Origin of the sequence: Arthrobacter sp. MSA 4-2, from assembly GCF_016405885.1 — a bacterium.
In the GTDB taxonomy this organism is placed as follows: Bacteria; Actinomycetota; Actinomycetes; order Actinomycetales; family Micrococcaceae; genus Arthrobacter_D.
In genome coordinates this window covers 21,360-41,645 of sequence record NZ_JAEKGC010000009.1, presented here as the reverse complement: position 1 = coordinate 41,645, position 20,286 = coordinate 21,360, and the positions used below count along the sequence as shown (strand labels likewise).

Below are 20,286 nucleotides of genomic sequence, written 5' to 3'. Positions count from 1 at the left end.
TGAACAACGAAGCGTCAATGGCCGGACCGGCCGGTGCCGCAGCCGACGAAAAGGCCCGGATCGGCGCCCCGTCTTCGGCGCCCGCAGCGATCGCAGGGTTCAGCGAAGAGGGCGAGAGCCTCTCCGAGCTGAACACCGGCACCGCCCAGCACGGCCTGAAGAAGCACAGCCACGGCAACGCCCCGGTGGTGCCTGAGGCCTCCCGCGGGGAGCGGCTGAAGTCCTATCGCCTTGAAGACTTCGCCCCGCTCACCGGCCGCGAGGAGGACTGGCGGTTCACCCCGCTGAACCGCCTGCGCGGGCTCCATACCGAACCCCTCACCGGGACCGGCCCCTCCGTGCGGGTCTCCGGCGCCTCCAACATCCAGGTGGAGACCGTCGGGAGGTCCGACGCCCGGATCGGCTCCGCCGCCACACCCGAGGACCGCATCTCGGCGGCGGCCTGGGCCGCGGCCGACGGCGCCACCGTCGTCACCATCCCCGCCAACACCGTGGCCGACGCCGAGGTGACCGTCACGGTCCTGGGCGCCGACAAGGCACCGGCGGCCCAGCACCTGATCATCGAGGCCGGGGCGTTCTCCACCGCCGTGGTGGTCCTTGACCACTCCGGCTCGGCGACGCTCGCGCAGAACGTCGAGATCGTCGTCGGCGACGGCGCCCGGCTCACCGTCGTCAGCGTGCAGGAGTGGGATGACGACGCCGTCCACGTCTCCTCGCAGCAGGCGAAGATCGGACGCGACGCCCGCTTCAAGCACGTCGTCGTCAGCCTCGGCGGCGACCTGGTCCGCCTCACCCCGTCCTCGGTGTTCACCGCGCCGGGCGCCGAGGTCGAGATGTACGGGCTGTACTTCGCCGACGCCGGCCAGCACCTGGAGCAGCGCCTCCTGGTGGACCACGCGGTGCCCAACTGCAAGTCCCGCGTGACCTACAAGGGCGCGCTCCAGGGACAGGGCGCCCACACCGTCTGGGTCGGCGACGTGCTGATCCGCAAGGAAGCCGAGGGGACCGACACCTACGAGGTGAACCGGAACCTGCTGCTGACCGACGGGACGCGCTCGGACTCGGTGCCCAACCTCGAAATCGAGACCGGCCTGATTGAAGGTGCCGGCCACGCCAGCGCCACCGGCCGCTTCGATGACGAGCACCTGTTCTACCTGATGGCCCGCGGCATTCCCGAGCGGGACGCCCGCCGCCTCGTGGTGCGCGGCTTCCTCACCGAGGTCATCCAGCAGATCAAGGTTCCCGCCCTCGAGGAGCGCCTCGCGCTGGCCCTCGAGAACGAGCTCGCGGCAGGCAACCTGTGAGCGCGGAGGCCACCCCGCGGGGTGAACTGATCTGCAGCGTCGACGACATCGAGATCAAGCAGGCCCTGCGCGTGCTCATCGATGACTACCCCGTCGCGATCGTGCGGGACTCCATGGGCGACATCCACGCCCTGGGGGACACCTGCTCCCACGCCGACATCTCCCTTGCCGAGGGCGACGTCGAGGGCTGCGCCATCGAATGCTGGGGCCACGGCTCCCAGTTCGACCTGCGCAGCGGCGCGCCCCTCCAGCTGCCGGCCTACGAGCCGGTTCCGGTGTTCGCCCTGGAGATCCGGGACAACAATGTGTACGTGGACATCACCACGGTCACCAATGGAGCACCCACCCCCCAGCTCGGCTGACCGGCCCGGCACCAGCACACTTAGACGACGCCCTGGCCGCCAGGGCAAAGGAGAACGGAAAACAGATGTCCACCCTTGAAATCAAGGACCTCTACGTCAGCATCGTGACGGAGCAGGGCTCCAAGCAGATCCTCAAAGGCGTCAGCCTCACCATCAACACGGGTGAGATCCACGCGATCATGGGCCCCAACGGCTCGGGCAAGTCCACCCTGGCCTCGACCATCGCCGGCCACCCCCGGTACACCGTCGACAGCGGCTCGATCACCCTCGACGGCGAAGACGTCCTGGCCATGAGCGTCGACCAGCGCGCCCGTGCCGGGCTCTTCCTGGCCATGCAGTACCCGGTCGAGGTGCCCGGAGTGACCATGACCAACTTCCTGCGCACCGCCAAGACGGCCCTCGATGGAAAGGCCCCGAGCCTGCGCCACTGGACCAAGGACGTCAAGCAGGCGATGTCCCAGTTGCGCATCGACGCCGACTTCGCCCAGCGCAACGTCAACGAGGGCTTCTCCGGCGGCGAGAAGAAGCGCGTGGAGATCCTCCAGCTCGAACTGTTCCGCCCCCGCTTCGCCATCCTCGACGAGACCGACTCCGGCCTCGACGTCGACGCACTCAAGGTCGTCTCCGAGGGCGTGAACCGCGAGCACGCCAAGGGAGAGATGGGCACGCTCCTGATCACCCACTACACGCGCATCCTCCGCTACATCAAGCCCGACTTCGTGCATGTGTTCGTCGACGGGCGCATCGCCGAGGAGGGCGGCCCCGAGCTGGCTGACCGGCTCGAGGAAGAGGGCTACGACCGCTTCGCTGCGGCCACCCCAGCAGTCGAAGCGTAGGACTCGAACTCCACGCCCGGGAAAGGAAACACGATGAGTGAAGTAGAAGCAGCGCAGACAGCGCTCGAAGACGTCGAAGAGGCGTTGAAGGATGTCATCGACCCCGAGCTCGGGGTGAACGTCGTTGATCTGGGCCTGCTGTATGGGCTGAAGTACGCCGAGGACGGCGCCCTTCTGATCGACCTGACGCTCACCACGGCCGCGTGCCCGCTGACCGACGTGCTCGAGGAGCAGGTCGGCCAGGCCCTCGATGGCGTCGTCGATGACTGGCGGCTGAACTGGGTGTGGATGCCGCCGTGGGGCCCTGAGAAAATCACCGAGGACGGCCGCGACCAGATGCGCGCCCTCGGGTTCAACATCTAGGACGACCGCAGGTCCGCGCCCGGAGCGCATGTAAGCAGAGAAGAGGGGCGGCTCCTCTGGATCCGCCCCTTCTGTGCGTTCCGGCCCTGCTGCGTTCCGGTCGTGCTGGGTTTCAACTCTGCTGCGTTCCAGCCCTGGTTCCGGCCATTGGAGGTGCCGCGGTCGTGCCGCGGCGGCCGTCCGGACCGGGTCAGGCGCCGTCCCGTCCGTCGGCGTCGGACCCGTCCGCCCCATCCACGTCATCCGCCTCGGCGTGCTCGCCGAGGCCCCGTGCGGCCAGGGCCTGCCCGGTGGCCTGGGCATAGGCGACGGCATTGACCACCACCGGGACCACCACAGCCCGCGGGCTGCGCTGCAGGCCACGGGCCTTCGCCGCGTCCCGCAGGTCCGACAGCGAACCCACCAGATACGGGATGCTGCGCACCATGATGGACAGGGCGAGGGCGAAGCGTTCGGGGTCGGCCCCGAGCCGCCGCAGCGGGCGCACGAGGCGCACCAGCCCGTCGAGCAGTTCCTGTCCGGGCGTGGTGACGGTCAGCAGCCGCGCCGCGAGGATGCACACGGCGATTCCGCCGGGTACCACGAATGCCGATTCCGGGCCGCGGGTGAACCAGGAATAGAGCGCGAGCAGGGCCAGCACAGGCAGCGCAGGCACGAGGGCGCCGAGCACTTTCCGCGGCGGCAGTCGGGCGCCAACGGTCATCAGGAGCAGGAAGAGAACGAGCCCGGCGGCCGTGGTAAGCGGCTGGCGGATCAGCACCACCGGGGTGCTGGCCCCCACGCAGAGAAGTGCCTTGAGCGCCAGGGGAGTCCGGTGGAGCAGCGACTGCCCGGGAACATAGAGTCCGAGGAGCTGGCCGTGACCCCTCACCGGAGGCACAGCTCCTGATAGAAGGCGACGGCCTCGGCCGGTTCGCCGTTGAACACCACGCGGCCGCCGTCGAGCACGAGCGTGCGGTCGCTCTCCTGGGCGAAGGACAGGTTGTGGGTGGTGAAGAGAACCTGCTGGGGGAGTCCGCGGAGGACGGCGCGGATGGTCTGCTCGTTGCGGAGGTCCAGCAGGGTGGTGGGCTCGTCGGCGACGAGCACCGCGGGCTCCACGGCCGCCACCACCGCGATCGCCAGGAGCTGGCGCTCACCACCGGAAAGGTCGTAGATGGAGCGGTCCGCAAGGTGTCCGATGCCGTAGGACTCAAGCACCCGCATACCGGCGGCCCTGCGCTCATCCGCGCGCCGGATCCGGCCGCGCAGGGACAGCTCCACGTCCTCGCGGCCCGTGGGCATGACCAGCTGGGACAGGGGATCGGTGAACACGAAGCCGACTCTGCGGCGGACCTCCCTGCCGCGCCGGGCGGTGTCGAGGCCGTCAACGCTGACGCTGCCCGAGGTGGGCAGCGTCAGACCGTTGATCAGTTTGAGCAGCGTCGATTTCCCCGAGCCGTTGGCGCCGATCACCGAGATGCGGTGCTCGCCCAGCTCGAGGGTGACCGGGTGGAGGATGGTACGGCTGCCGCCGTCCTCCCCGGGGGCCGTGACCGACGCGTCGGAGAAACGGATCATGCCGTGCGCGCGGCCCCCTCAGCGCCAACGTGCCCGGGCGCACCGGCGCCTGTGTGCGGCAGCAGCCGGGGGAACGCCCGGTGCACCGCAGCCGCGATGCCGGCCGCGAGCAGGTTCTTCAGAACGTCTCCGGGCAGGAAGACGGCGTCGGCGGCGATCGCATCTCCTACGCTCAACCCGCCGTTGACCACCAGGCCGGTGATTCCGAGCGGGTGGATGAGCAGGAGGCTCGCCGTGAAGCAGGCAATAAACAGCACGCCCACACGGAACCTGCGGGTCCGGCGGAGAAGCGCGGCGGCGAGGAAGCCGGCGAGCATAGCGGCCAGCGGGAAGGCGATCAGGTAGCCGGCGGACGGTCCCGCGAGGACGGCAAGGCCGCCGCGGAAGCCGCTGAAGATTGGAAGGCCGGCCAGTCCCGCCAGGACATACAGCCCGACGGCGGCCCCACCCCGGCCGGGACCGAGGACCACCCCGGCGAGCATCACCCCGAGCGTCTGCAGTGTGATCGGCACCCCGAGCGCGCCGACCGGGATACCGGGTACGATTGCGAGGGCGGCAATGAGCGCGGCGAAGACTGCGATCAACGACAGATCGGTGGAATTCCACCGTTTCCGGGCGCGCCGACGGGATGCGACAGCTGCCCCGGAGGAACTCGGGTGGGCCTGGCTCATGGGTTTCTTCCTCGCGGTATCGGACCTGGGCAGCATCCGGAGTGGATGTGGCCTTGTGGCGATGCGACAACTGCATCGCGTCTCATCCCGACAATAGCGCCAGACCCGCAACATTCCTTTGTAGATTATCGACAAAAATGTCCCTGTGCAGCGCACAGGGGCACCGAAAGGCCACGGAATTGATTACCGTATCGAACCTGGAGCTGCGAGCAGGAGCCCGGCTGCTGATGGAGTCGGTGTCCTTCCGCGTGGACCGCGGCGACAAGATCGGCCTCGTCGGCCGGAACGGCGCCGGCAAGACCACCATGACCAAGGTCCTCGCCGGCGAATCCCTGCCGGCGGGCGGCTCGGTCTCACGCAGCGGGGAAATCGGCTACCTGCCGCAGGACCCCCGCACTCCTGACATGGACCAGCTCGCCCGTGACCGGATCCTCTCCGCGCGCAAACTCGACACCGTGGTCCGCGACCTCCGGCAGGCCCAGGAGGACATGGCCAGCGAGAACACCTCGGTCCGGTCCAAGGCGATGAACCGCTACGACCGGATCGAAGCGGCGTTCCTCGCCGGCGGCGGCTACGCAGCCGAGGCCGAGGCCGCGGCGATCTCCTCCAACCTCGCCCTGCCCGAGCGCATCCTGAACCAGCCGCTGCGCACGCTCTCCGGCGGCCAGCGCCGCCGTGTGGAACTCGCCCGCATCCTGTACTCGGGCGCCGAGACGATGCTCCTTGACGAACCGACGAACCACCTCGACGCCGACTCCATCACCTGGCTGCGCGAGTTCCTGCGCACCCACCAGGGCGGGCTGATCGTGATCAGCCACGACGTCGACCTGCTCGAGGCCACGGTCAACAAGGTGTTCCACCTCGACGCGAACCGGGCCACCATCGACATCTACAACATGGGCTGGAAGCGGTACCAGCAGCAGCGTGAGACCGACGAGCGTGCCCGCAAGCGCGAGCGCGCCAACGCCGAGAAGAAGGCCCAGGTCCTCATGGACCAGGCCAATAAGATGCGCGCCAAGGCCACGAAGGCCGTTGCGGCCCAGAACATGGCAAAGCGCGCCGAACGACTCCTGGGCGGCCTCGATGCCGTCCGAGCCAGCGACCGCGTCGCGGCGCTGCGGTTCCCGGACCCGTCGCCGTCTGGCAAGACTCCGATGACCGCCGAGGGCCTCAGCAAGTCCTTCGGGTCGCTCGAAATCTTCACCGACGTCGATCTGGCGATCGACCGCGGCTCTAAGGTGGTCATCCTCGGGCTCAACGGTGCAGGGAAGACGACCCTGCTGCGCATGCTCGCCGGAGTCGACACCCCCGACACGGGTCGGGTAATCCCGGGCCACGGTCTCAAGGTCGGCTACTACGCCCAGGAACACGAGACGCTCGACACCGAGCGGACGGTCCTCGAGAACATGAAGAGCGCGGCACCGGATATGAAGGACGCCGAGGTGCGCGGCATCCTGGGATCGTTCCTGTTCTCGGGCGATGACGTCGAAAAGCCCGCTGGGGTGCTCTCCGGCGGTGAGAAGACGCGCCTGGCGCTGGCGACCATAGTGGCCTCCTCGGCGAACGTCCTGCTGCTCGACGAACCGACCAACAACCTCGACCCCGCCAGCCGGGCCGAGATCCTCGGGGCGCTGGCCAACTACACCGGCGCCGTCGTCATGGTCAGCCACGATGAGGGTGCCGTCGAGGCACTCAAGCCCGAGCGGGTCGTGCTGTTGCCGGACGGCGTCGAGGACCTCTGGAACGAGGACTACCTCGACCTCGTGACGCTGGCCTAGCGGCTCAGCGGTAGCCCTGGGCGTCGAGGAGCGCGTCCTCGGCTTCCTCGGCCGTGGGGCGCCGCCCGGGACGTCGAGCGGCCTCCGGCCGGCCCCCCGCCTCCTCGCGGTCAAGGCGTGCCTGCTGCCGGGCGGCATAGCCGAGCCCGACGAAGAGCAGCACGCCGAACGCGAACCACTGCAGGGAGTAGGAAAGGTGCGGTCCCTCGTTCAGGGACGGTTTGGGGAACTGCGCGGGCGCGGCGGCCGGCGCGGGATCTTCGGCGGCCATCAGCCCGTACGCGCCGGTCTGCACCGGGTAGCCGAGCTTCGCGGCGTACCCCTTGAGGTCGATCGAGGCGACCTGGCCCTTGGGGGCGCCCCGGTTCAGTGCCGGCTCGCCGGGCTTGATGCGCGCCGTGACCGTGACGGTTCCCTCCGGCGGCGCCGGTATCGAATCCGGCCGCCCGGCCCGGTCGTTGCCGATCGGCAGCCAGCCCCGGTCGATGATGACCGCTGTGCCGTCGGCCAGGCGCAGGGGAGTGAGCACCTCATAGCCGGGCTGGCCGTTCATCGGGCGGTTGCGCACCACGACCTGCGCAGCGGTGTCGTATTCCCCGGTGAGCTTCACCGGAGTCCATTCCCGCAGGGGATCGTAGGTGGCGAAATCGGTGTTGCCTTCTTCGCAGGGCACGGCGGACTGCTCGTAGTTCGCCTCGATGCGTCCGATGTCGGACACCACGGCGTTGCGCCGCTCCAGCTGCCACATGCCCAGTGCGGCGCAGGCCGCTGCCAGCGCCGTCACCAGCGCGAACCAGGCGAGCCAGCGGCGGGAGATCAGGAACCGGTACACCTAGGACGCACCGCCGGCCAGCGATACTGTCTCTTTCCAGAGTTCGCGGACCTGGAGGTAGTCCTGGAGCCAGTCGACATGGGCGGAGCAGGCGGCCCACGCCTTACGGCGCTCGGGGGTGTGAATGCGGGGGTTGTTCCACAGCAGCTGCCATTCGGCCGCCTCGCGGCAGCCCTTCCGGGAGCAGACCGTCGATTCGGCCGCCTGCTGAGGGGCACCCGAGAGGGAGTCGAAGATGTTGAAACCGGGTGTGCTCACGCGGCGGTGTCCGTCCTTCCGCGCAGCGGATCGTCGTTTTCATTCAGGTCATCGGTCGGTGCCAAGCGCTCATCCTCGATGATCTCTCCGGCCAGGACGTCCGGACCGGAGTCCTCCGTCTCGACCGTGGCGGTGGAGGCTTCAATCTCGCGCACCGGTGCGCGGTCGAGCAGGGCGTCGGTATGGCGGATGTCGCTGGTGTCGCTGCCCCCATTGGCGATGATGACGGCGAAGTAGGGCAGGAGCACCGCCCCCGCGATCACAACCCACACCATCCACCCTTCGACGAAGAAGACGAGGATGAGGCAGACCATCCGAATGCCCATTGAGATCGAGTACTTGATCATGCGCGAGCGCATTTCGTCGGTGTGGGACTCCCGGGCGTCGGAAATGCTGTGAACGTCGGTTTCGTGCCTGCTGTGCCTTGTCTGCTTGCTCATTTCACTCCCAAGGGGCTTCGTCCATTATCTCATCCCACTGCCCGTTGTTAAAGTTGGCTGCCTCGCGGCTAGGATCGACGGGACACTTTGACATGAGTTCGTTAAGTAACAACGTGTAGCGAGAAGCGGAGGATCCCTGTGCAGGAAACGAATCGCAGCGATGAAGAAAGGCCCGGACGAAGCGTCCTCGTTACGGGCGGCAACCGGGGCATCGGGCTCGCCATCGCGAATGCGTTCCTTGCCAACGGTGACAAGGTGGCGATCACCTACCGCAGCGGCGAGGTCCCCGAGGGTCTGCTGGGCGTGAAGGCCGACGTGACGAGCGAGGAGCAGCTCGACGCGGCGTTCACCGAGGTCGAGGCAGCCCACGGGCCCGTCGAGGTGCTCGTCGCCAACGCCGGCATCACCCGCGACACGCTGCTTCTGCGCATGAGCGAAACCGACTTCACCGACGTCATCGACACGAACCTCACCGGCGCATTCCGGGTGATCAAGCGCGCATCCAAGGGCATGATCCGGCTGCGCCGCGGGCGCGTCGTCCTCATCTCCTCGGTGACCGGCCTCTACGGCGCCCCCGGCCAGATCAACTACTCCGCCTCCAAGGCCGGGCTGGTCGGGATCGCCCGCTCGCTCACGCGCGAACTGGGCTCCCGCGGCATCACCGCGAACGTCATCGCGCCGGGCTTCATCGACACCGACATGACGGCGGAGCTTCCGGAGGACACCCGCAAGAGCTACCTCGCCACCATCCCCGCCGGGCGCTTCGCGTCCCCGGACGAGGTGGCCAAGGTGGTGCGCTGGGTCGCCAGCGAAGAGGCAGGTTACATCTCCGGCGCCGTCATCCCGGTCGACGGCGGCCTCGGCATGGGCCACTAGGCCCCACCAGCATTCCGGCGGCAGCGTCCGCTGCCGCCGCACCGGAAACGCGAAGTTACGATGCGCGGGAACCAGCCCGCGCCAAGAAGGAGTAGTCATGGGTGCTTTGGACGGCATTGGAGCAATCGTCACCGGATCATCGCGGGGCATCGGGGCCGATGTGGCCCAGCTGCTCGCCGCCGAAGGCGCGGCCGTCGTGGTGAACTACCGGCAGAAGGCCCCCCGGGCCAACAAGGTGGTCGCCGGGATCGAGGCCGCCGGCGGACGGGCCGTCGCCGTGGGCGCGGACCTGACCACCCCCGAGGGCCCGGCCGCACTGGTCGACGCCGCGGTGAGCAGCTTCGGCGGGCTCGGCCTGCTGGTGCTGAACGCCTCGGGCGGCATGGAGAGCGGTGTCGGCGAGGACTACGCGCTGAAGCTCAACCGGGACGCCCAGGTCAATATGCTCAAGGCAGCCGCCGAGGTCATGCCCGCCGGCTCCCGTGTGGTTTTCGTCACCAGCCACCAGGCGCATTTCATCGACACCGTACCCACCATGGACGCCTACGAGCCGGTGGCCCGCAGCAAGCGCGCCGGCGAGGACGCCCTGCGCGAACTCATCCCGATGCTCGAGGACAAGGGCATTCGCCTCGTCGTCGTCTCCGGCGACATGATCGAAGGCACGGTAACGGCCACTCTGCTGGACCGGGCCGCCCCCGGTGCGATCGAGGCCCGGCGCAGCGAGGCGGGCAAGCTCTACTCGGTGGCGGAGTTCGCCGCGGAAATCGTGAAGATGGTCACCGCCGACGTGCCGACCGGCCACACCGAACTGGTCGGGGGAGCGCGCGGCTTCGTGCCGCAGGGCTGACCGCAGGAATTGATTGAATGAACTAGAGGCCCGCCGCCGAACACCCGGTGGCGGGCCTTTCCGTGCACCGCACTTTTGATTACCCTCGCCGGATGGGGGACATTCAACGCGCCAAGGTTGGCACATGGGAAAAAGCCGGATATCTGCTGTTTTTTGGATCGCTTTTCCCGGCCCTGATCATTTCGGATGTGTTCGAGGCCCTCGGCTTTGAATTCTGGGGACGGGTAGCGCTCACGGGGCTGGTGTGCCTTGGTGTCGGATATCTGGTGTCGCGCCCGGCGGCTGCAGGGCGTTCGCGGCGTCTTGCGTCCGATCTGAGCCGCGGCATCTTCGACTGCGCGATCCGGTACCCGGACTCACACCCCGGATCCCTTCGGGACAGGTGGAATCCTGGAGTGGCCCAGCTGGTCGCCGGGAAGCTGCGCTTCCAGCCACAGAACTCCCCGACGGACCCGAGCCCGATGCCGCTGGGTGCGCCCCGCGAACTAGGCATCGACAAGGTCGAGGGAGTCATCGCGACCGAGGGCAGACGGCCGGTCGAACTCCGCCGGGGCTGGAAGGTCCTGGCGGTCGACACGCCCTCCGGGAAGATGCACCTGGCCGCCGGGGATCCGGCCGTGGAGTTGCTGCGGGAAGAGTTCCGGGGCTAGCTTGTCCCGGTTCGTGGCTAGCCGGGCCGGGTGCGCGGACCCGCACCCGCGGCCTCCCGCTTACTGGGAGGCCGGGGAAGTGCTGTCCGCGGCCGCCTTTGCCTCAGCGGCTGTCTGCGCATAGGAGGCCGAGATCCGGCGGTAGACCGGGGTCAGGAAGGCAAGCAGCGCGGCAAGGATCAGGATGATTCCGGCGATGAGGAACACCAGGGCGATGCCGCGGGAGGTGCCCTCGCCAAGGAGCGGTGCCAGCTGGGCGGCGCCCTCATCGGAGCGCGCGTACGGGATGATCCAGAACTGCGCGATCGGAGCGATGAGGAATGCCGTGACCGGCGCGGCCGCCGACTCGAACGCCATGGCGAACCCGAAAACCCGGCCCTGGCGCTGCAGGGGCACCACCTGCTGGATGACCGTCTGCTCGGCCGCCTCAACGAAGGGTATGAGGACGAGATAGGCCCAGATCCCGGCGATGTACAGCCACGCCCATTCGCGCAACGTGAAGACCGCTCCGAGGACCCCCATGACGATGACTGCGATCAGCATGGTGCGCAGCGGGTTGGCTCCAAGGCCGAACTTCCCGATCAGAGCACCGCCCACGAGGAACCCGGTAGCCCCGAGCGCGAAGAAGGTACCCCACAGCTCCACGGGGAACAGCTCCAGGCCGTAAGGGTCCATCAAGGCCATGTACACGCCGCCGACGAAGTTGTTGAAGGTGGAGAAAAGGATCAGCGCGAACAGTCCGGACACGGCAAGCACGGCGGCCAGTGAGCCGCGCAGGTCGAACCCGCCGTGGGCGTCCGTCGCCGCCGCGCGCAGCTCCTCGGGCATGTGCAGGGTCAGCAGGTGGGCAAAGGCCAACGCGGTGAGCACCAGGGCGACGACGATCGTCCAGCCCATGCCTAGCAGCCCGACCGACAGCCCGGAGAGCACCGAGGTGACGATGAACATCAGGCCCTGCACCATGCCCACGAGCCCGTTGGCATTGGCCCGCCGGTCCGGCTCGATGAGGATGGTGACCGTCGTGGAGAGGGCGATATTGCGCAGGTTCTCCACCACCGCACCGATCAGGATGATCAGCATGAAGACCCAAAACCACGGCCGGGTCAGGTCAAGCAGCGCCGGAGTGGGCGTCAGCGCGAACATAATCCCGGAAAGCACGAACATGACGAGGGTGAAGCCGGCGGCGAAGCGCATCACGGCCAGCTTGCGGTAGCGGTCCACGTAGGTGCCGAAGCTGATGCTGGAGAGGGCGATGAGCAGCATGTACGCCCCACCCACCACGCCGGTGGCGATCACGTTACGCGTCTCCAGGTACACCCAGAACGTCAGCGCGAACCACAGGTAGCTGGTGGTGATATTGGCGATCCCGGTGTTCACCAGGATCCCCGTGAAGGTGCGGGACCGCTCCGCCGGGGTGCGCAGCGAGGTGTCGATGGCGTCGCTGTCCGCGGGCGGCGGAGCCGCATCCTCCCCGACCAGCGTGGAGGGGGCGGCTGCATCTACGCGCGTGCCGTCAAGGGGATCCGCAGCGGCCCGGGGCTGGGCCGGTTCGTGCCCGGTCATGCGTCCCAGTGTAGTGACCGGCACCGACACTGTCGCCGCGCCGGCAGGACCTGTTGCGCGCCGCTGCGGACATCCCCGGGAACGGTGCCGGTCCGGGCTTCAGATCCCGGCGAAGTGCCGCACGACGTCGAGGTAGGGCAGGTCGATGACGGCGTCCGCAGCGGCCCGCACGGCGGGCTTCGCGTTGAACGCCACCCCGAGCCCGGCGGCGCCGAGCATGTCCAGGTCGTTGGCGCCGTCGCCCACAGCGATGGTCCGCTCTAGCGGAATGCCGGCGTCCTGCGCCCACCGCCGCAGGGAGCGCTCCTTCTCCGCCCGGTCGATGACCGGGCCCGACACCCGGCCGGTGAGGATGCCGTCGCGGATCTCCAGCAGGTTCGCCCTGGCGTGGGACAGGCGCAGGCGCGCGGCCAGGGGGTCGAGGATCTGGCTGAACCCGCCGGAGACCACCGCCACAAGGTGGCCTGCCCCAAGGAACGCCTCCGCCATCACCTCGGCACCCTCGCTCAGCTCGATCTGTGCGCCGACCTTGTCTAGAACCGCCTCGGGCAGTCCTGCCAGTACGGCGACGCGGGCATGAAGGCTCTGGGCGAAGTCGAGTTCACCGCGCATGGCGGCTTCCGTGACGGCGGCCACCTCCGCCTCGCGGCCCGCATAGGCGGCCAGCAGTTCGATGACCTCCTGCTTGATCAGCGTCGAGTCGACGTCGAGCACCAGCAGCTTGTGCCCCGGGCCGGAAACCTCAGGCGGAACCACCGCGGTCCCGATCGGCCGCACCGGCGCTCCGGCGGCGGAATCGCCCGCTCCCGGCAGGGCGGCGCGCAGGTCCGCCACCGGACCGGAATACGCGACCGTCAGCGTCCGCACCCGGTACCGGGAGTCGCCGCCGTCACCGGCCGCCACGATGCTCGCGCCGGCGGCGCAAACGGCGTCCTCGACGGCCCGGAAGCCTGCCTCGGAATCTTCTCGACCGTAGCTGACGACTCGGAACGGCGCGGTCATTAAACCTCCAGGGGATGCAGGGGTGCACAGTGGGCCGGGACGGGTGCCACGGGCGGGGCCGGACGGCGGTGCTGGTTTCGCCAACTAGCCCGGTCTTAGCCTAGTGTCTAGTGCTATGAGTGACGTTCTTGAATTGGCCGGGGTGAGCCTCGTTCGGAGTGGAAAAACGCTGCTGAACAGCGTCGACTGGCAGGTCAAGGAGGGCGAACGCTGGGTCATCATGGGCCCCAACGGAGCCGGAAAAACGACACTCCTCCAGATCGCCGGAGCGCGCCTGCACCCCACCACGGGAGTGGCAGGGATCCTGGACGAAGTGATGGGCGCCGTCGACGTTTTCGACCTGCGCCCCCGGATCGGACTCGCCTCAGCGGCCCTGGCCTCGCAGATCCCAGAGCACGAAACGGTCCTCAATGTCGTCGTCACCGCCTCCTACGGGGTCACGGGCCGCTGGCGTGAGCAGTACGAGAAGCTCGACGAGCGCCGCGCCTTCCGGCTGCTCCACACCTGGGGCATGTCGACCTTCCTGAACCGCCCCTTCGCCTCGCTCAGCGAGGGCGAACGCAAGCGCGTGCAGATCGCCCGGGCGCTGATGACCGATCCCGAACTGCTGCTGCTCGACGAGCCGGCAGCCGGCCTCGACCTCGCCGGACGTGAGGACCTCATCCGCCGGCTGACCGAACTCGCCCAGGATGAGGAAGCCCCCGCTACCGTCCTGGTCACCCACCACCTGGAGGAGGTTCCGCCCGGGTTCACCCACGCGATGCTGATGCGCGACGGCGGAATAGTCGCCGCCGGACCGCTCGAGGACGTCCTCACCGAAGAACACCTCTCCGAGGCGTTCGGCCTGCCGCTGAAGGTCAGCCGCGCTGACGGCCGCTACAGTGCTGTTGCCCGCACCGCGTAGGCGGGAGGCCGGAGCGCATCACCGCACGGCTCCAACGGGAGCGGGCGCGTGGGCCTGATCCGGCTCGAGGGCCCGGGTGACCCGCGCACCTCGGACTACCGCAACCTCACCGACACCCAGCTCCGCCGCCGCCTCGAACCCGCCAACGGCCTGTACATCGCCGAGAGCTCCAAGGTGCTGCGGCGCGCCATCGATGCCGGGCACTCACCGCGGTCCTTCTTCCTCGCCGAGAAGTGGCTGCCGGGCCTTTCGGACATCATCGACCGGTTCCCGGAGGTTCCGGCGTTCATCGGCGACGAGGCCACGCTGGAGCAGATCACCGGCTTCCACCTCCACCGGGGGGCACTGGCCGCCATGAACCGTCCGGCCCCGAAGACCCTCGACGAGGTGCTCGCCGGGGCCCGCAGGGTCGCGGTGCTCGAGGACATGGTCGACCACACCAACCTCGGGGCGCTGTTTCGGTCCGCCGCAGCGCTGGGCATCGACGCGGTCCTCATCAGCCCCCGGTGCGCCGACCCGCTCTACCGCCGGGCCATCCGCGTGAGCATGGGCAGCGTCTTCCAGGTGCCCTGGGTCCGCCTCACGGACTGGCCGGGGCAGCTTTCGGCCCTCCGGGAGGCGGGGTTCACCATCGGGGCGCTGGCGCTGGGGCCGGACTCGGTGCCCGTCCAGGACGTCGGAACGGCCGGTCACGAGCGGCTGGCGCTGGTCCTTGGCACGGAGGGCGAGGGCCTCTCCGCCGGGGCCCTCGCCGAGACGGACCTGTCCCTTCAGATCCCCATGCACGCCGGGGTGGATTCGCTCAACGTGGCCGCGGCGGCCGCCGTCGCCTTCTGGGAGTGCCGCTACCGCGGACTCTAGTGGCGGGGGCAGCGGAGGAAGGCGCCGGAAACCGGCAGTAGCGGGCGCCCGGACCCGATGGAACACTGGGAGGGTGACCGCTCCACCGGCCCGCATCAAGGCTCCCGGCGCACGGACCGTCCCCGTGGCCGCGGTGCTCCTCCTCGGCGCGGCCGTCGCGCTGAGCGGATGCGGCCGGCTCGCCGAACAGATCGACGCCGTCGAATCCCAGCCGCCGACCGCCCCCGCCGCCGGGCCCCTGGCGACCGCGCCGGTCCAGACCCCGTCACCCGCACCGGCGACCACCGCACCGGCAGCTTCGGCGGCCCCGAAACCGGCTCCACCGCCGACGAAGGCCCCCGAGCTTTCCCTGACCCAGAGCCAGCAGTCCCTGCCGGCGGAGGTGGTGAAGGCCTGCGGTGCCCTGCTGACCGGCACGCTCCCGGAACGGCTGCCCGCCGCTGAGGCGGGTGCCTGCGTCGAAGCCTCGATGCGCGCCGGCACCGGCGCGCAGCAGACCCTGTCGACCCGTGCCACCGGCCTTCCCGCCGGAGAGCACACCGCGGCACTGAGCACGGCACCCGAGTTCGGCCTGCACCTGCGCAACGAGGAGCACGGGGTGGAGATCATCGTCAGCGACGGCGAGGGGTACCTGCTCACCCCGAAGGGGGGAACACCGGCCGACGCCGAGGGCGGGCCGGAGGAGCGCTTCGCCGCGGTCCTGGTGGAGGCGGCCTCCGCTACCGCCGACCCCGCCGCCGTCGGCGCCCTGCTGGCGGACTCCGGGGAGTTCCTGGTGACGCCGCGCAGCGAACGGGACGGCATGCTCTACACCCGGCTTTCGGCCGTGTCCGGGCCCGAACTCCAGGGCGTCGAAATGGCCACCCTGGACATCGAACTCGACGAACTGATGCGCCCGGCGCACCTGAATATCAGCGGCTTCGAACACGAGATACTCACCTCGGTGGAGGTCGGATTCTCCGAATGGGGCACCCCTCAGGCCATCACGCCCCCCGCTTTAGCGCAGCTGGGCGGTTTGCGCTAGGATTACTAGCTGGTCCCGAAGGACCGTTTCCGCTTTCAATCCCAGTGCCTGGCAAAATCCAGGCAACCAGAGAAGGTATTCCTGTGAAGTCTGATATCCACCCCCAGTACCACGCCGTCGTTTTCCGCGACCTCGCCTCCGACAAGTCGTTCCTGACGAAGTCGACGGCCACGTCCAAGAAGACCATCGAATGGGAAGACGGAAACACCTACCCGCTGATCGAGGTGGAAATCTCCTCGGAGTCCCACCCGTTCTACACCGGCAAGCAGCGGATCATGGACTCCGCCGGCCGCGTGGAGCGCTTCAACGCCCGCTTCAAGGGCTTCGGCAAGAAGTAGTCCCGGCTCTTCTCAGCACCTCAGTTTCGACAGTGAAGCCACGCGCGCACGACGCCGTGGCTTCACTGCGTTAAGCCAACCAAGCAGGAGGAAACCGCAATGGGACAGGGCCAGGACACGACCGGCGGCGGACGGCGGCACGGCGAGTACAAGACGCCGGGGGGCAAGCTGACCGCCGTCGACCTCGCGGTGGTGGACGGACGCCTGGCCCACGTGTCGGTGAACGGCGACTTCTTCCTCGAGCCCGACGAGGCCCTCGACGACATCAACGCCGCCCTCGAGGGCCTGCCGGTCGAGACGCCCCCGTCCGAGCTGGCAGAGGCCGTCCGGGCCGGGCTCGACCCCTCGGCCCAGCTCTTCGGGTTCTCCCCGGAGGCCGTGGCCACCGCCGTGCGACGCGCCCTGGGGCGCTCGACGGGCATTGCAGACCACACCTGGGAGATCGTCCCGCCGACGCCGCTGAGCACCGCCATGCACGTCGCCATGGACGAAGTGCTCACGCGCGACGTCGGGGACGGGCGCCGCAACCCCACCCTGCGGTTCTGGGAGTGGGAATCACCCTCGGTCGTGATCGGCAGCTTCCAGTCGGTGCGCAACGAGGTGGACCCCGACGGCGTCGCCCGCCACGGGGTGAGCGTCGTGCGCAGGATCAGCGGCGGCGGCGCCATGTTCATGGAGCACGGCAACGCCATCACCTACTCGCTGTACGTCCCGCAGACGCTGGTTGACGGCATGAGCTTCGCCGATTCGTACCCATTCCTCGACGCCTGGGTGATGGAGGCCCTGGCCACCCTGGGCATCAAGGCCTGGTACCAGCCGCTCAACGACATCGCCACCGACCTGGGCAAGATCGGCGGGGCGGCGCAGAAGCGGCTCGCCAACGGCGGGATGCTTCACCACGTCACGATGAGCTACGACATCGACGCCGACAAGATGCTCGAGGTGCTGCGCATCGGCAAGGAGAAGCTTTCCGACAAGGGGACTAAGAGCGCCAAGAAGCGCGTCGACCCGCTCCGGCGCCAGACCGGGCTGGCCCGGGAGGAGATCATCGCGGTGATGATCGAAACCTTCCGGCGCCGCTTCGGCGCCGTCGACGCCGGCCTGAGCGAGGACGAGCTGCGGCGCGGTGCCGAACTTGTCGAGGAGAAGTTCGGCACCGAGGAGTGGCTCTACCGGGTGCCGTAGGCCTGGGCCGTGAGGGAGCGCAGCAGGTGGTCGCGCTCCTCCACCAGGATGCGCCGGAGCGCCCCCGGGGCGTCCGGGTTGGAGGCGAGCCAGCTATCCGTGGCCAGCATCACCGGGTGCTCCTCCGGGCGGCCCTGGAGGTTCTGGCGGCCGGGATAGAGGCCGCGCACCACGCGGGTGGCCATCTCGATGCCCCGTGCCTCCCACACGTCCCTGAGCGCCTCGAAGTACGGTCCGTTGTAGGGGGCCCTCAGCTCCGGCCCGCCGAGGGTGAATCCCTCGATGGTGGAGCTGAGCAGTTCGTTCGACAGCCGGGTCCCATAGACCGCCTCGCGCCAGGCGAGATCCTTCACCGCGGCGTCCGGCACGGCCGAGCAGGCCAGCGTGAACGCCGCCTTGCCTGATGCCGTATTGTCGCGGGCCAGCTCGGCCTCGAGCTCGTCGACGGACGCAAGGCCCTGCGCGGCAAGTGCGGCGAGGAACATCCAGCGCAGTTCGTCATCCAGGACCAGCCCCGGCACGCTGTCGGTGCCGTCGAGCAGGCCGCGCAGCACCGCCGCAGCGGAGCCGGTGGAGCGCCCGCCTGCAGCCAGGGCCCGCGCCCATGCGAGCTGCAGGTCCGAGCCCTCCGCGGCGTCCCGCAGGCCCTGCTCCAGGAACCGGGCGTAGCGTTCCTGCAGCGCCGCCCGTCCGGCGGGTGCGGTGTAGCGTTCGACGGCGGTGCCGGCGTTCTGCAGCAGCACCTGCAGCACTCCGACGCCCGGTTCGGCCGGTGCGGCCAGCTCCACGGCGCCGAGATAATCGGCGGCGGCCAGATCGGCATCCCGGGTGCTCGACCAGAGGGCGGAGAGGCAGATGGCGCGGGCCAGCGGGTCGGCGATCCGGTCCACCGACCGCAGCAGCGTCGCCAGGGAGCGGGGGTCGAAGCGCAGCTTGGCGTAGGTGAGGTCCTCGTCATTGACCAGCAGCAGGTCCGGCTGGGTCCGGCCGACGAACCCGTCGAGCGGGGCGGAGGCCCCGGTCACCTCGACGGCGTGCGACTCGGTGCGGACCAGGGAGCCGTCGGCGTCGTAGCTGTAGAAGCCCACGCGCAGGGAGTGGGGGCGGGGCTCGGGCACCCCGGTGATGGGGTCGAGCGCGTCCTGCCGGATTGCCGCGGCGGTGTACACGCCGTCCTCGACGGAGACCTCCGCGGTGAGTGCGGGCACGCCTGAGGTCTGCAGCCACTGACGGGCCCAGGCCGTCATGTCCTGCCCGGAGGCCTCGCTGAGGGCGGCGAGCAGGTCCGCAAGGGTGGTGTTGCCGAAGGCATGCGCCCGGAAGTACTTCCGGGCCGCCTCGGTGAAGGCGTCGAAGCCGACGTAGGCGACGAGCTGCTTGAGCACCGAGGCGCCCTTGGCGTAGGTGATGCCGTCGAAGTTCTGCTTCGCCGCCTCAAGGTTGGGGATGTCCGCCACGATCGGGTGGGTCGTCGGCAGCTGGTCCTGCACGTACGCCCACGCCTTGCGCTTGTTCGCGAAGCTCACCCACGAGGTCTTCCACTCGGTGGCCTCCGCCACGCCGAGGGCGCCCATGTAGTCCGCGAAAGATTCCTTGAGCCACAGGTCGTCCCACCAGGTCATGGTGACGAGGTCCCCGAACCACATGTGCGCCATCTCATGCAGGATGGTGTTCGCCCGCGCCTCGTACTGGGCGGCCGTGGCCGCGGAACGGAACACGTAGTTCTCCGTGAACGTCACCAGCCCCGGATTTTCCATCGCCCCAAGGTTGTACTCGGGAACGAAGGCCTGGTCGTACTTGCCGAACGGATAGGGGTAGTCGAAGAGGCGGTGGAAGAAGTCGAGCCCGCGGCGGGTGGTATCGAAGATCGCCTCGGCGTCGAAGGCGGACGCCAGCGACCGGCGGCAGTAGAGCCCGAGCGGAATTTCGGGCGAGCCGGTGCCGTCCCCGCCAGCCCAGGAGCCGGCGACGTGGTGGTACGGGCCGGCGAGCACCGTGGTGATGTAGGTCGAAATGCGCTCCGTGGGCGCGAACTCCCAGCGCAGTGCCCCGGCCGAGACCGGGGCGGGGGCACCCAGCGCCGGGGCGTTGGAGGCGACCGTCCAGGCCTCCGGGGCGGTGACGGTGAAGGTGAAGGCGGCCTTCAGGTCGGGCTGTTCGAAGTTGGCAAAGACCCGGCGGGCGTCGGCGGGCTCGTACTGGGTGTAGAGGTAGGTTCGACCGTCTGCGGGGTCGACGAACCGGTGCATCCCCTCGCCGCTGCGGCTGTAGAGCGCGGTGCCGCGCACGGTCACCGTGTTCGCCTCGAGCAGGTCCGGAAGGTGGATGCGTGAGCCGTCGACGGCCCTGCCCAGTTCAAGGGCCTTCCCGTTGACGAGCACTTCGTCGACGCCGCCGTGGATGAAGTCGAGGAAGGTGGACGCGCCGGGGGAGGCGCAGCGGAACACCACGGTGGATTCGCTGGGGAACCCCTCAGCCGAGGGGTCCTCGGCGCCGCTGAGGTCGAGCCTCACATCGTAGCTTTCGACCCGGATCAGCAGGGAGCGGGCGTCGGCCTCGTCACGGAGCAGGTTCTCGTTGCGCATCCGGTCATTCAATCACGCGCCGCGCACCGGCCGGCACGGCGGGTCAT

At 69.0% G+C, this 20,286-nt stretch carries 22 protein-coding genes; 13 read left to right on the top strand and 9 right to left on the bottom strand.

What is annotated here, in order from left to right:
• Positions 1-17: 17 nt before the first annotated feature.
• From sufD to I6N91_RS11270, 4 genes are all read left to right on the top strand, one after another.
• Positions 18-1,304: a Fe-S cluster assembly protein SufD gene (gene sufD, locus I6N91_RS11285; RefSeq protein WP_198812797.1), complete on the top strand. Its 1,287-nt coding sequence runs from the start codon at positions 18-20 to the stop codon at positions 1,302-1,304.
• Positions 1,301-1,666 carry a non-heme iron oxygenase ferredoxin subunit gene (locus tag I6N91_RS11280; RefSeq protein ID WP_120168203.1) on the top strand — a complete coding sequence of 122 codons (366 nt, stop codon included), beginning with the start codon at positions 1,301-1,303 and terminating at the stop codon, positions 1,664-1,666. Before sufD ends, I6N91_RS11280 begins: the two co-directional genes overlap by 4 nt.
• A gap of 65 nt (positions 1,667-1,731) precedes the next feature.
• Positions 1,732-2,502, top strand: a complete 771-nt coding sequence (sufC, locus tag I6N91_RS11275; RefSeq protein ID WP_198812657.1) for a Fe-S cluster assembly ATPase SufC — start codon at positions 1,732-1,734, stop codon at positions 2,500-2,502.
• A gap of 33 nt (positions 2,503-2,535) precedes the next feature.
• Positions 2,536-2,865, top strand: a complete 330-nt coding sequence (locus I6N91_RS11270) for a metal-sulfur cluster assembly factor (protein ID WP_120168199.1) — start codon at positions 2,536-2,538, stop codon at positions 2,863-2,865.
• A 190-nt stretch (positions 2,866-3,055) separates the two neighbouring features.
• Here I6N91_RS11270 and I6N91_RS11265 read toward each other — a convergent pair whose 3' ends face one another.
• Genes I6N91_RS11265 through I6N91_RS11255 form a run of 3 tightly spaced genes read right to left on the bottom strand, consistent with a single transcriptional unit; the run spans position 3,056 to position 5,096 of the window.
• Positions 3,056-3,736 carry an energy-coupling factor transporter transmembrane protein EcfT gene (locus I6N91_RS11265; protein ID WP_198812656.1) on the bottom strand — a complete coding sequence of 227 codons (681 nt, stop codon included), beginning with the start codon at positions 3,734-3,736 and terminating at the stop codon, positions 3,056-3,058.
• On the bottom strand, positions 3,733-4,425 hold the full coding sequence (locus I6N91_RS11260) for an energy-coupling factor ABC transporter ATP-binding protein (protein WP_198812655.1): 693 nt from the start codon (positions 4,423-4,425) through the stop codon (positions 3,733-3,735). The genes I6N91_RS11265 and I6N91_RS11260 overlap by 4 nt, the downstream gene beginning before the upstream one ends.
• A complete protein-coding gene (locus tag I6N91_RS11255; RefSeq protein ID WP_198812654.1) occupies positions 4,422-5,096 on the bottom strand; it encodes a biotin transporter BioY in 675 nt (224 codons plus the stop codon). The genes I6N91_RS11260 and I6N91_RS11255 overlap by 4 nt, the downstream gene beginning before the upstream one ends.
• 179 nt (positions 5,097-5,275) lie before the next feature.
• Between I6N91_RS11255 and I6N91_RS11250 the strand changes: the two genes are divergently transcribed.
• Positions 5,276-6,874, top strand: a complete 1,599-nt coding sequence (locus I6N91_RS11250; protein ID WP_198812653.1) for an ABC-F family ATP-binding cassette domain-containing protein — start codon at positions 5,276-5,278, stop codon at positions 6,872-6,874.
• Positions 6,875-6,878: 4 nt separating this feature from the next.
• Here I6N91_RS11250 and I6N91_RS11245 read toward each other — a convergent pair whose 3' ends face one another.
• From I6N91_RS11245 to I6N91_RS11235, 3 genes are read right to left on the bottom strand one after another with little or no spacing between them, the layout of a single operon-like run.
• Entirely contained in the window at positions 6,879-7,706 is an 828-nt protein-coding gene (locus I6N91_RS11245) for an SURF1 family protein (RefSeq protein WP_198812652.1), read from the bottom strand.
• Entirely contained in the window at positions 7,707-7,964 is a 258-nt protein-coding gene (locus tag I6N91_RS11240) for a hypothetical protein (RefSeq protein WP_374058946.1), read from the bottom strand.
• Positions 7,961-8,404: a DUF3099 domain-containing protein gene (locus tag I6N91_RS11235; RefSeq protein ID WP_198812651.1), complete on the bottom strand. Its 444-nt coding sequence runs from the start codon at positions 8,402-8,404 to the stop codon at positions 7,961-7,963. Before I6N91_RS11235 ends, I6N91_RS11240 begins: the two co-directional genes overlap by 4 nt.
• Before the next feature lie 138 nt (positions 8,405-8,542).
• On the opposite strand from I6N91_RS11235, the gene I6N91_RS11230 reads away from it, so the two are divergent.
• From I6N91_RS11230 to I6N91_RS11220, 3 genes are all read left to right on the top strand, one after another.
• Complete coding sequence (locus I6N91_RS11230) at positions 8,543-9,280, top strand: beta-ketoacyl-ACP reductase (RefSeq protein ID WP_120168184.1); 738 nt, start codon at positions 8,543-8,545, stop codon at positions 9,278-9,280.
• Between the two features lie 97 nt (positions 9,281-9,377).
• Positions 9,378-10,127, top strand: coding sequence for an SDR family oxidoreductase (locus I6N91_RS11225; protein WP_198812650.1), 750 nt, complete (start codon positions 9,378-9,380; stop codon positions 10,125-10,127).
• Between the two features lie 92 nt (positions 10,128-10,219).
• Positions 10,220-10,777, top strand: coding sequence for a hypothetical protein (locus I6N91_RS11220; RefSeq protein WP_198812649.1), 558 nt, complete (start codon positions 10,220-10,222; stop codon positions 10,775-10,777).
• A gap of 60 nt (positions 10,778-10,837) precedes the next feature.
• On the opposite strand, the gene I6N91_RS11215 is transcribed toward I6N91_RS11220, so the two are convergent.
• Positions 10,838-12,340, bottom strand: a complete 1,503-nt coding sequence (locus I6N91_RS11215) for an MFS transporter (protein ID WP_198812648.1) — start codon at positions 12,338-12,340, stop codon at positions 10,838-10,840.
• A gap of 99 nt (positions 12,341-12,439) precedes the next feature.
• Positions 12,440-13,342 carry a phosphoserine phosphatase SerB gene (gene serB, locus I6N91_RS11210; RefSeq protein WP_198812647.1) on the bottom strand — a complete coding sequence of 301 codons (903 nt, stop codon included), beginning with the start codon at positions 13,340-13,342 and terminating at the stop codon, positions 12,440-12,442.
• A 115-nt stretch (positions 13,343-13,457) separates the two neighbouring features.
• Here serB and I6N91_RS11205 point away from each other — a divergent pair, with 115 nt between their 5' ends.
• From I6N91_RS11205 to I6N91_RS11185, 5 genes are all read left to right on the top strand, one after another.
• Entirely contained in the window at positions 13,458-14,246 is a 789-nt protein-coding gene (locus I6N91_RS11205) for an ABC transporter ATP-binding protein (protein WP_198812646.1), read from the top strand.
• Between the two features lie 48 nt (positions 14,247-14,294).
• On the top strand, positions 14,295-15,107 hold the full coding sequence (locus I6N91_RS11200) for an RNA methyltransferase (RefSeq protein ID WP_198812645.1): 813 nt from the start codon (positions 14,295-14,297) through the stop codon (positions 15,105-15,107).
• A 73-nt stretch (positions 15,108-15,180) separates the two neighbouring features.
• Positions 15,181-16,131, top strand: coding sequence for a hypothetical protein (locus I6N91_RS11195; RefSeq protein ID WP_198812644.1), 951 nt, complete (start codon positions 15,181-15,183; stop codon positions 16,129-16,131).
• Between the two features lie 83 nt (positions 16,132-16,214).
• The gene (locus tag I6N91_RS11190; RefSeq protein ID WP_120168169.1) at positions 16,215-16,469 is read left to right on the top strand and encodes a type B 50S ribosomal protein L31; all 255 of its coding nucleotides are present in this window, start codon (positions 16,215-16,217) and stop codon (positions 16,467-16,469) included.
• Between the two features lie 99 nt (positions 16,470-16,568).
• Complete coding sequence (locus I6N91_RS11185) at positions 16,569-17,654, top strand: biotin/lipoate A/B protein ligase family protein (RefSeq protein WP_198812643.1); 1,086 nt, start codon at positions 16,569-16,571, stop codon at positions 17,652-17,654.
• Here I6N91_RS11185 and pepN read toward each other — a convergent pair.
• Positions 17,639-20,239: an aminopeptidase N gene (pepN, locus tag I6N91_RS11180; RefSeq protein ID WP_198812642.1), complete on the bottom strand. Its 2,601-nt coding sequence runs from the start codon at positions 20,237-20,239 to the stop codon at positions 17,639-17,641. The two genes, I6N91_RS11185 and pepN, sit on opposite strands and share 16 nt — an antisense overlap.
• Positions 20,240-20,286: the final 47 nt, after the last annotated feature.

Excerpts from the sequence above, each read along its gene's own strand:
- sufD (WP_198812797.1), top strand. The coding sequence starts at position 18 with ATGGCCGGACCGGCCGGTGCCGCAGCCGACGAAAAGGCCCGGATCGGC.
- sufC (WP_198812657.1), top strand. The coding sequence starts at position 1,732 with ATGTCCACCCTTGAAATCAAGGACCTCTACGTCAGCATCGTGACGGAG.
- I6N91_RS11270 (WP_120168199.1), top strand. The coding sequence starts at position 2,536 with ATGAGTGAAGTAGAAGCAGCGCAGACAGCGCTCGAAGACGTCGAAGAG.
- I6N91_RS11260 (WP_198812655.1), bottom strand. The coding sequence starts at position 4,425 with ATGATCCGTTTCTCCGACGCGTCGGTCACGGCCCCCGGGGAGGACGGC.
- I6N91_RS11255 (WP_198812654.1), bottom strand. The coding sequence starts at position 5,096 with ATGAGCCAGGCCCACCCGAGTTCCTCCGGGGCAGCTGTCGCATCCCGT.
- I6N91_RS11235 (WP_198812651.1), bottom strand. The coding sequence starts at position 8,404 with ATGAGCAAGCAGACAAGGCACAGCAGGCACGAAACCGACGTTCACAGC.
- I6N91_RS11225 (WP_198812650.1), top strand. The coding sequence starts at position 9,378 with ATGGGTGCTTTGGACGGCATTGGAGCAATCGTCACCGGATCATCGCGG.
- I6N91_RS11220 (WP_198812649.1), top strand. The coding sequence starts at position 10,220 with ATGGGGGACATTCAACGCGCCAAGGTTGGCACATGGGAAAAAGCCGGA.
- I6N91_RS11215 (WP_198812648.1), bottom strand. The coding sequence starts at position 12,340 with ATGACCGGGCACGAACCGGCCCAGCCCCGGGCCGCTGCGGATCCCCTT.
- serB (WP_198812647.1), bottom strand. The coding sequence starts at position 13,342 with ATGACCGCGCCGTTCCGAGTCGTCAGCTACGGTCGAGAAGATTCCGAG.
- I6N91_RS11205 (WP_198812646.1), top strand. The coding sequence starts at position 13,458 with ATGAGTGACGTTCTTGAATTGGCCGGGGTGAGCCTCGTTCGGAGTGGA.
- I6N91_RS11185 (WP_198812643.1), top strand. The coding sequence starts at position 16,569 with ATGGGACAGGGCCAGGACACGACCGGCGGCGGACGGCGGCACGGCGAG.
- pepN (WP_198812642.1), bottom strand. The coding sequence starts at position 20,239 with ATGCGCAACGAGAACCTGCTCCGTGACGAGGCCGACGCCCGCTCCCTG.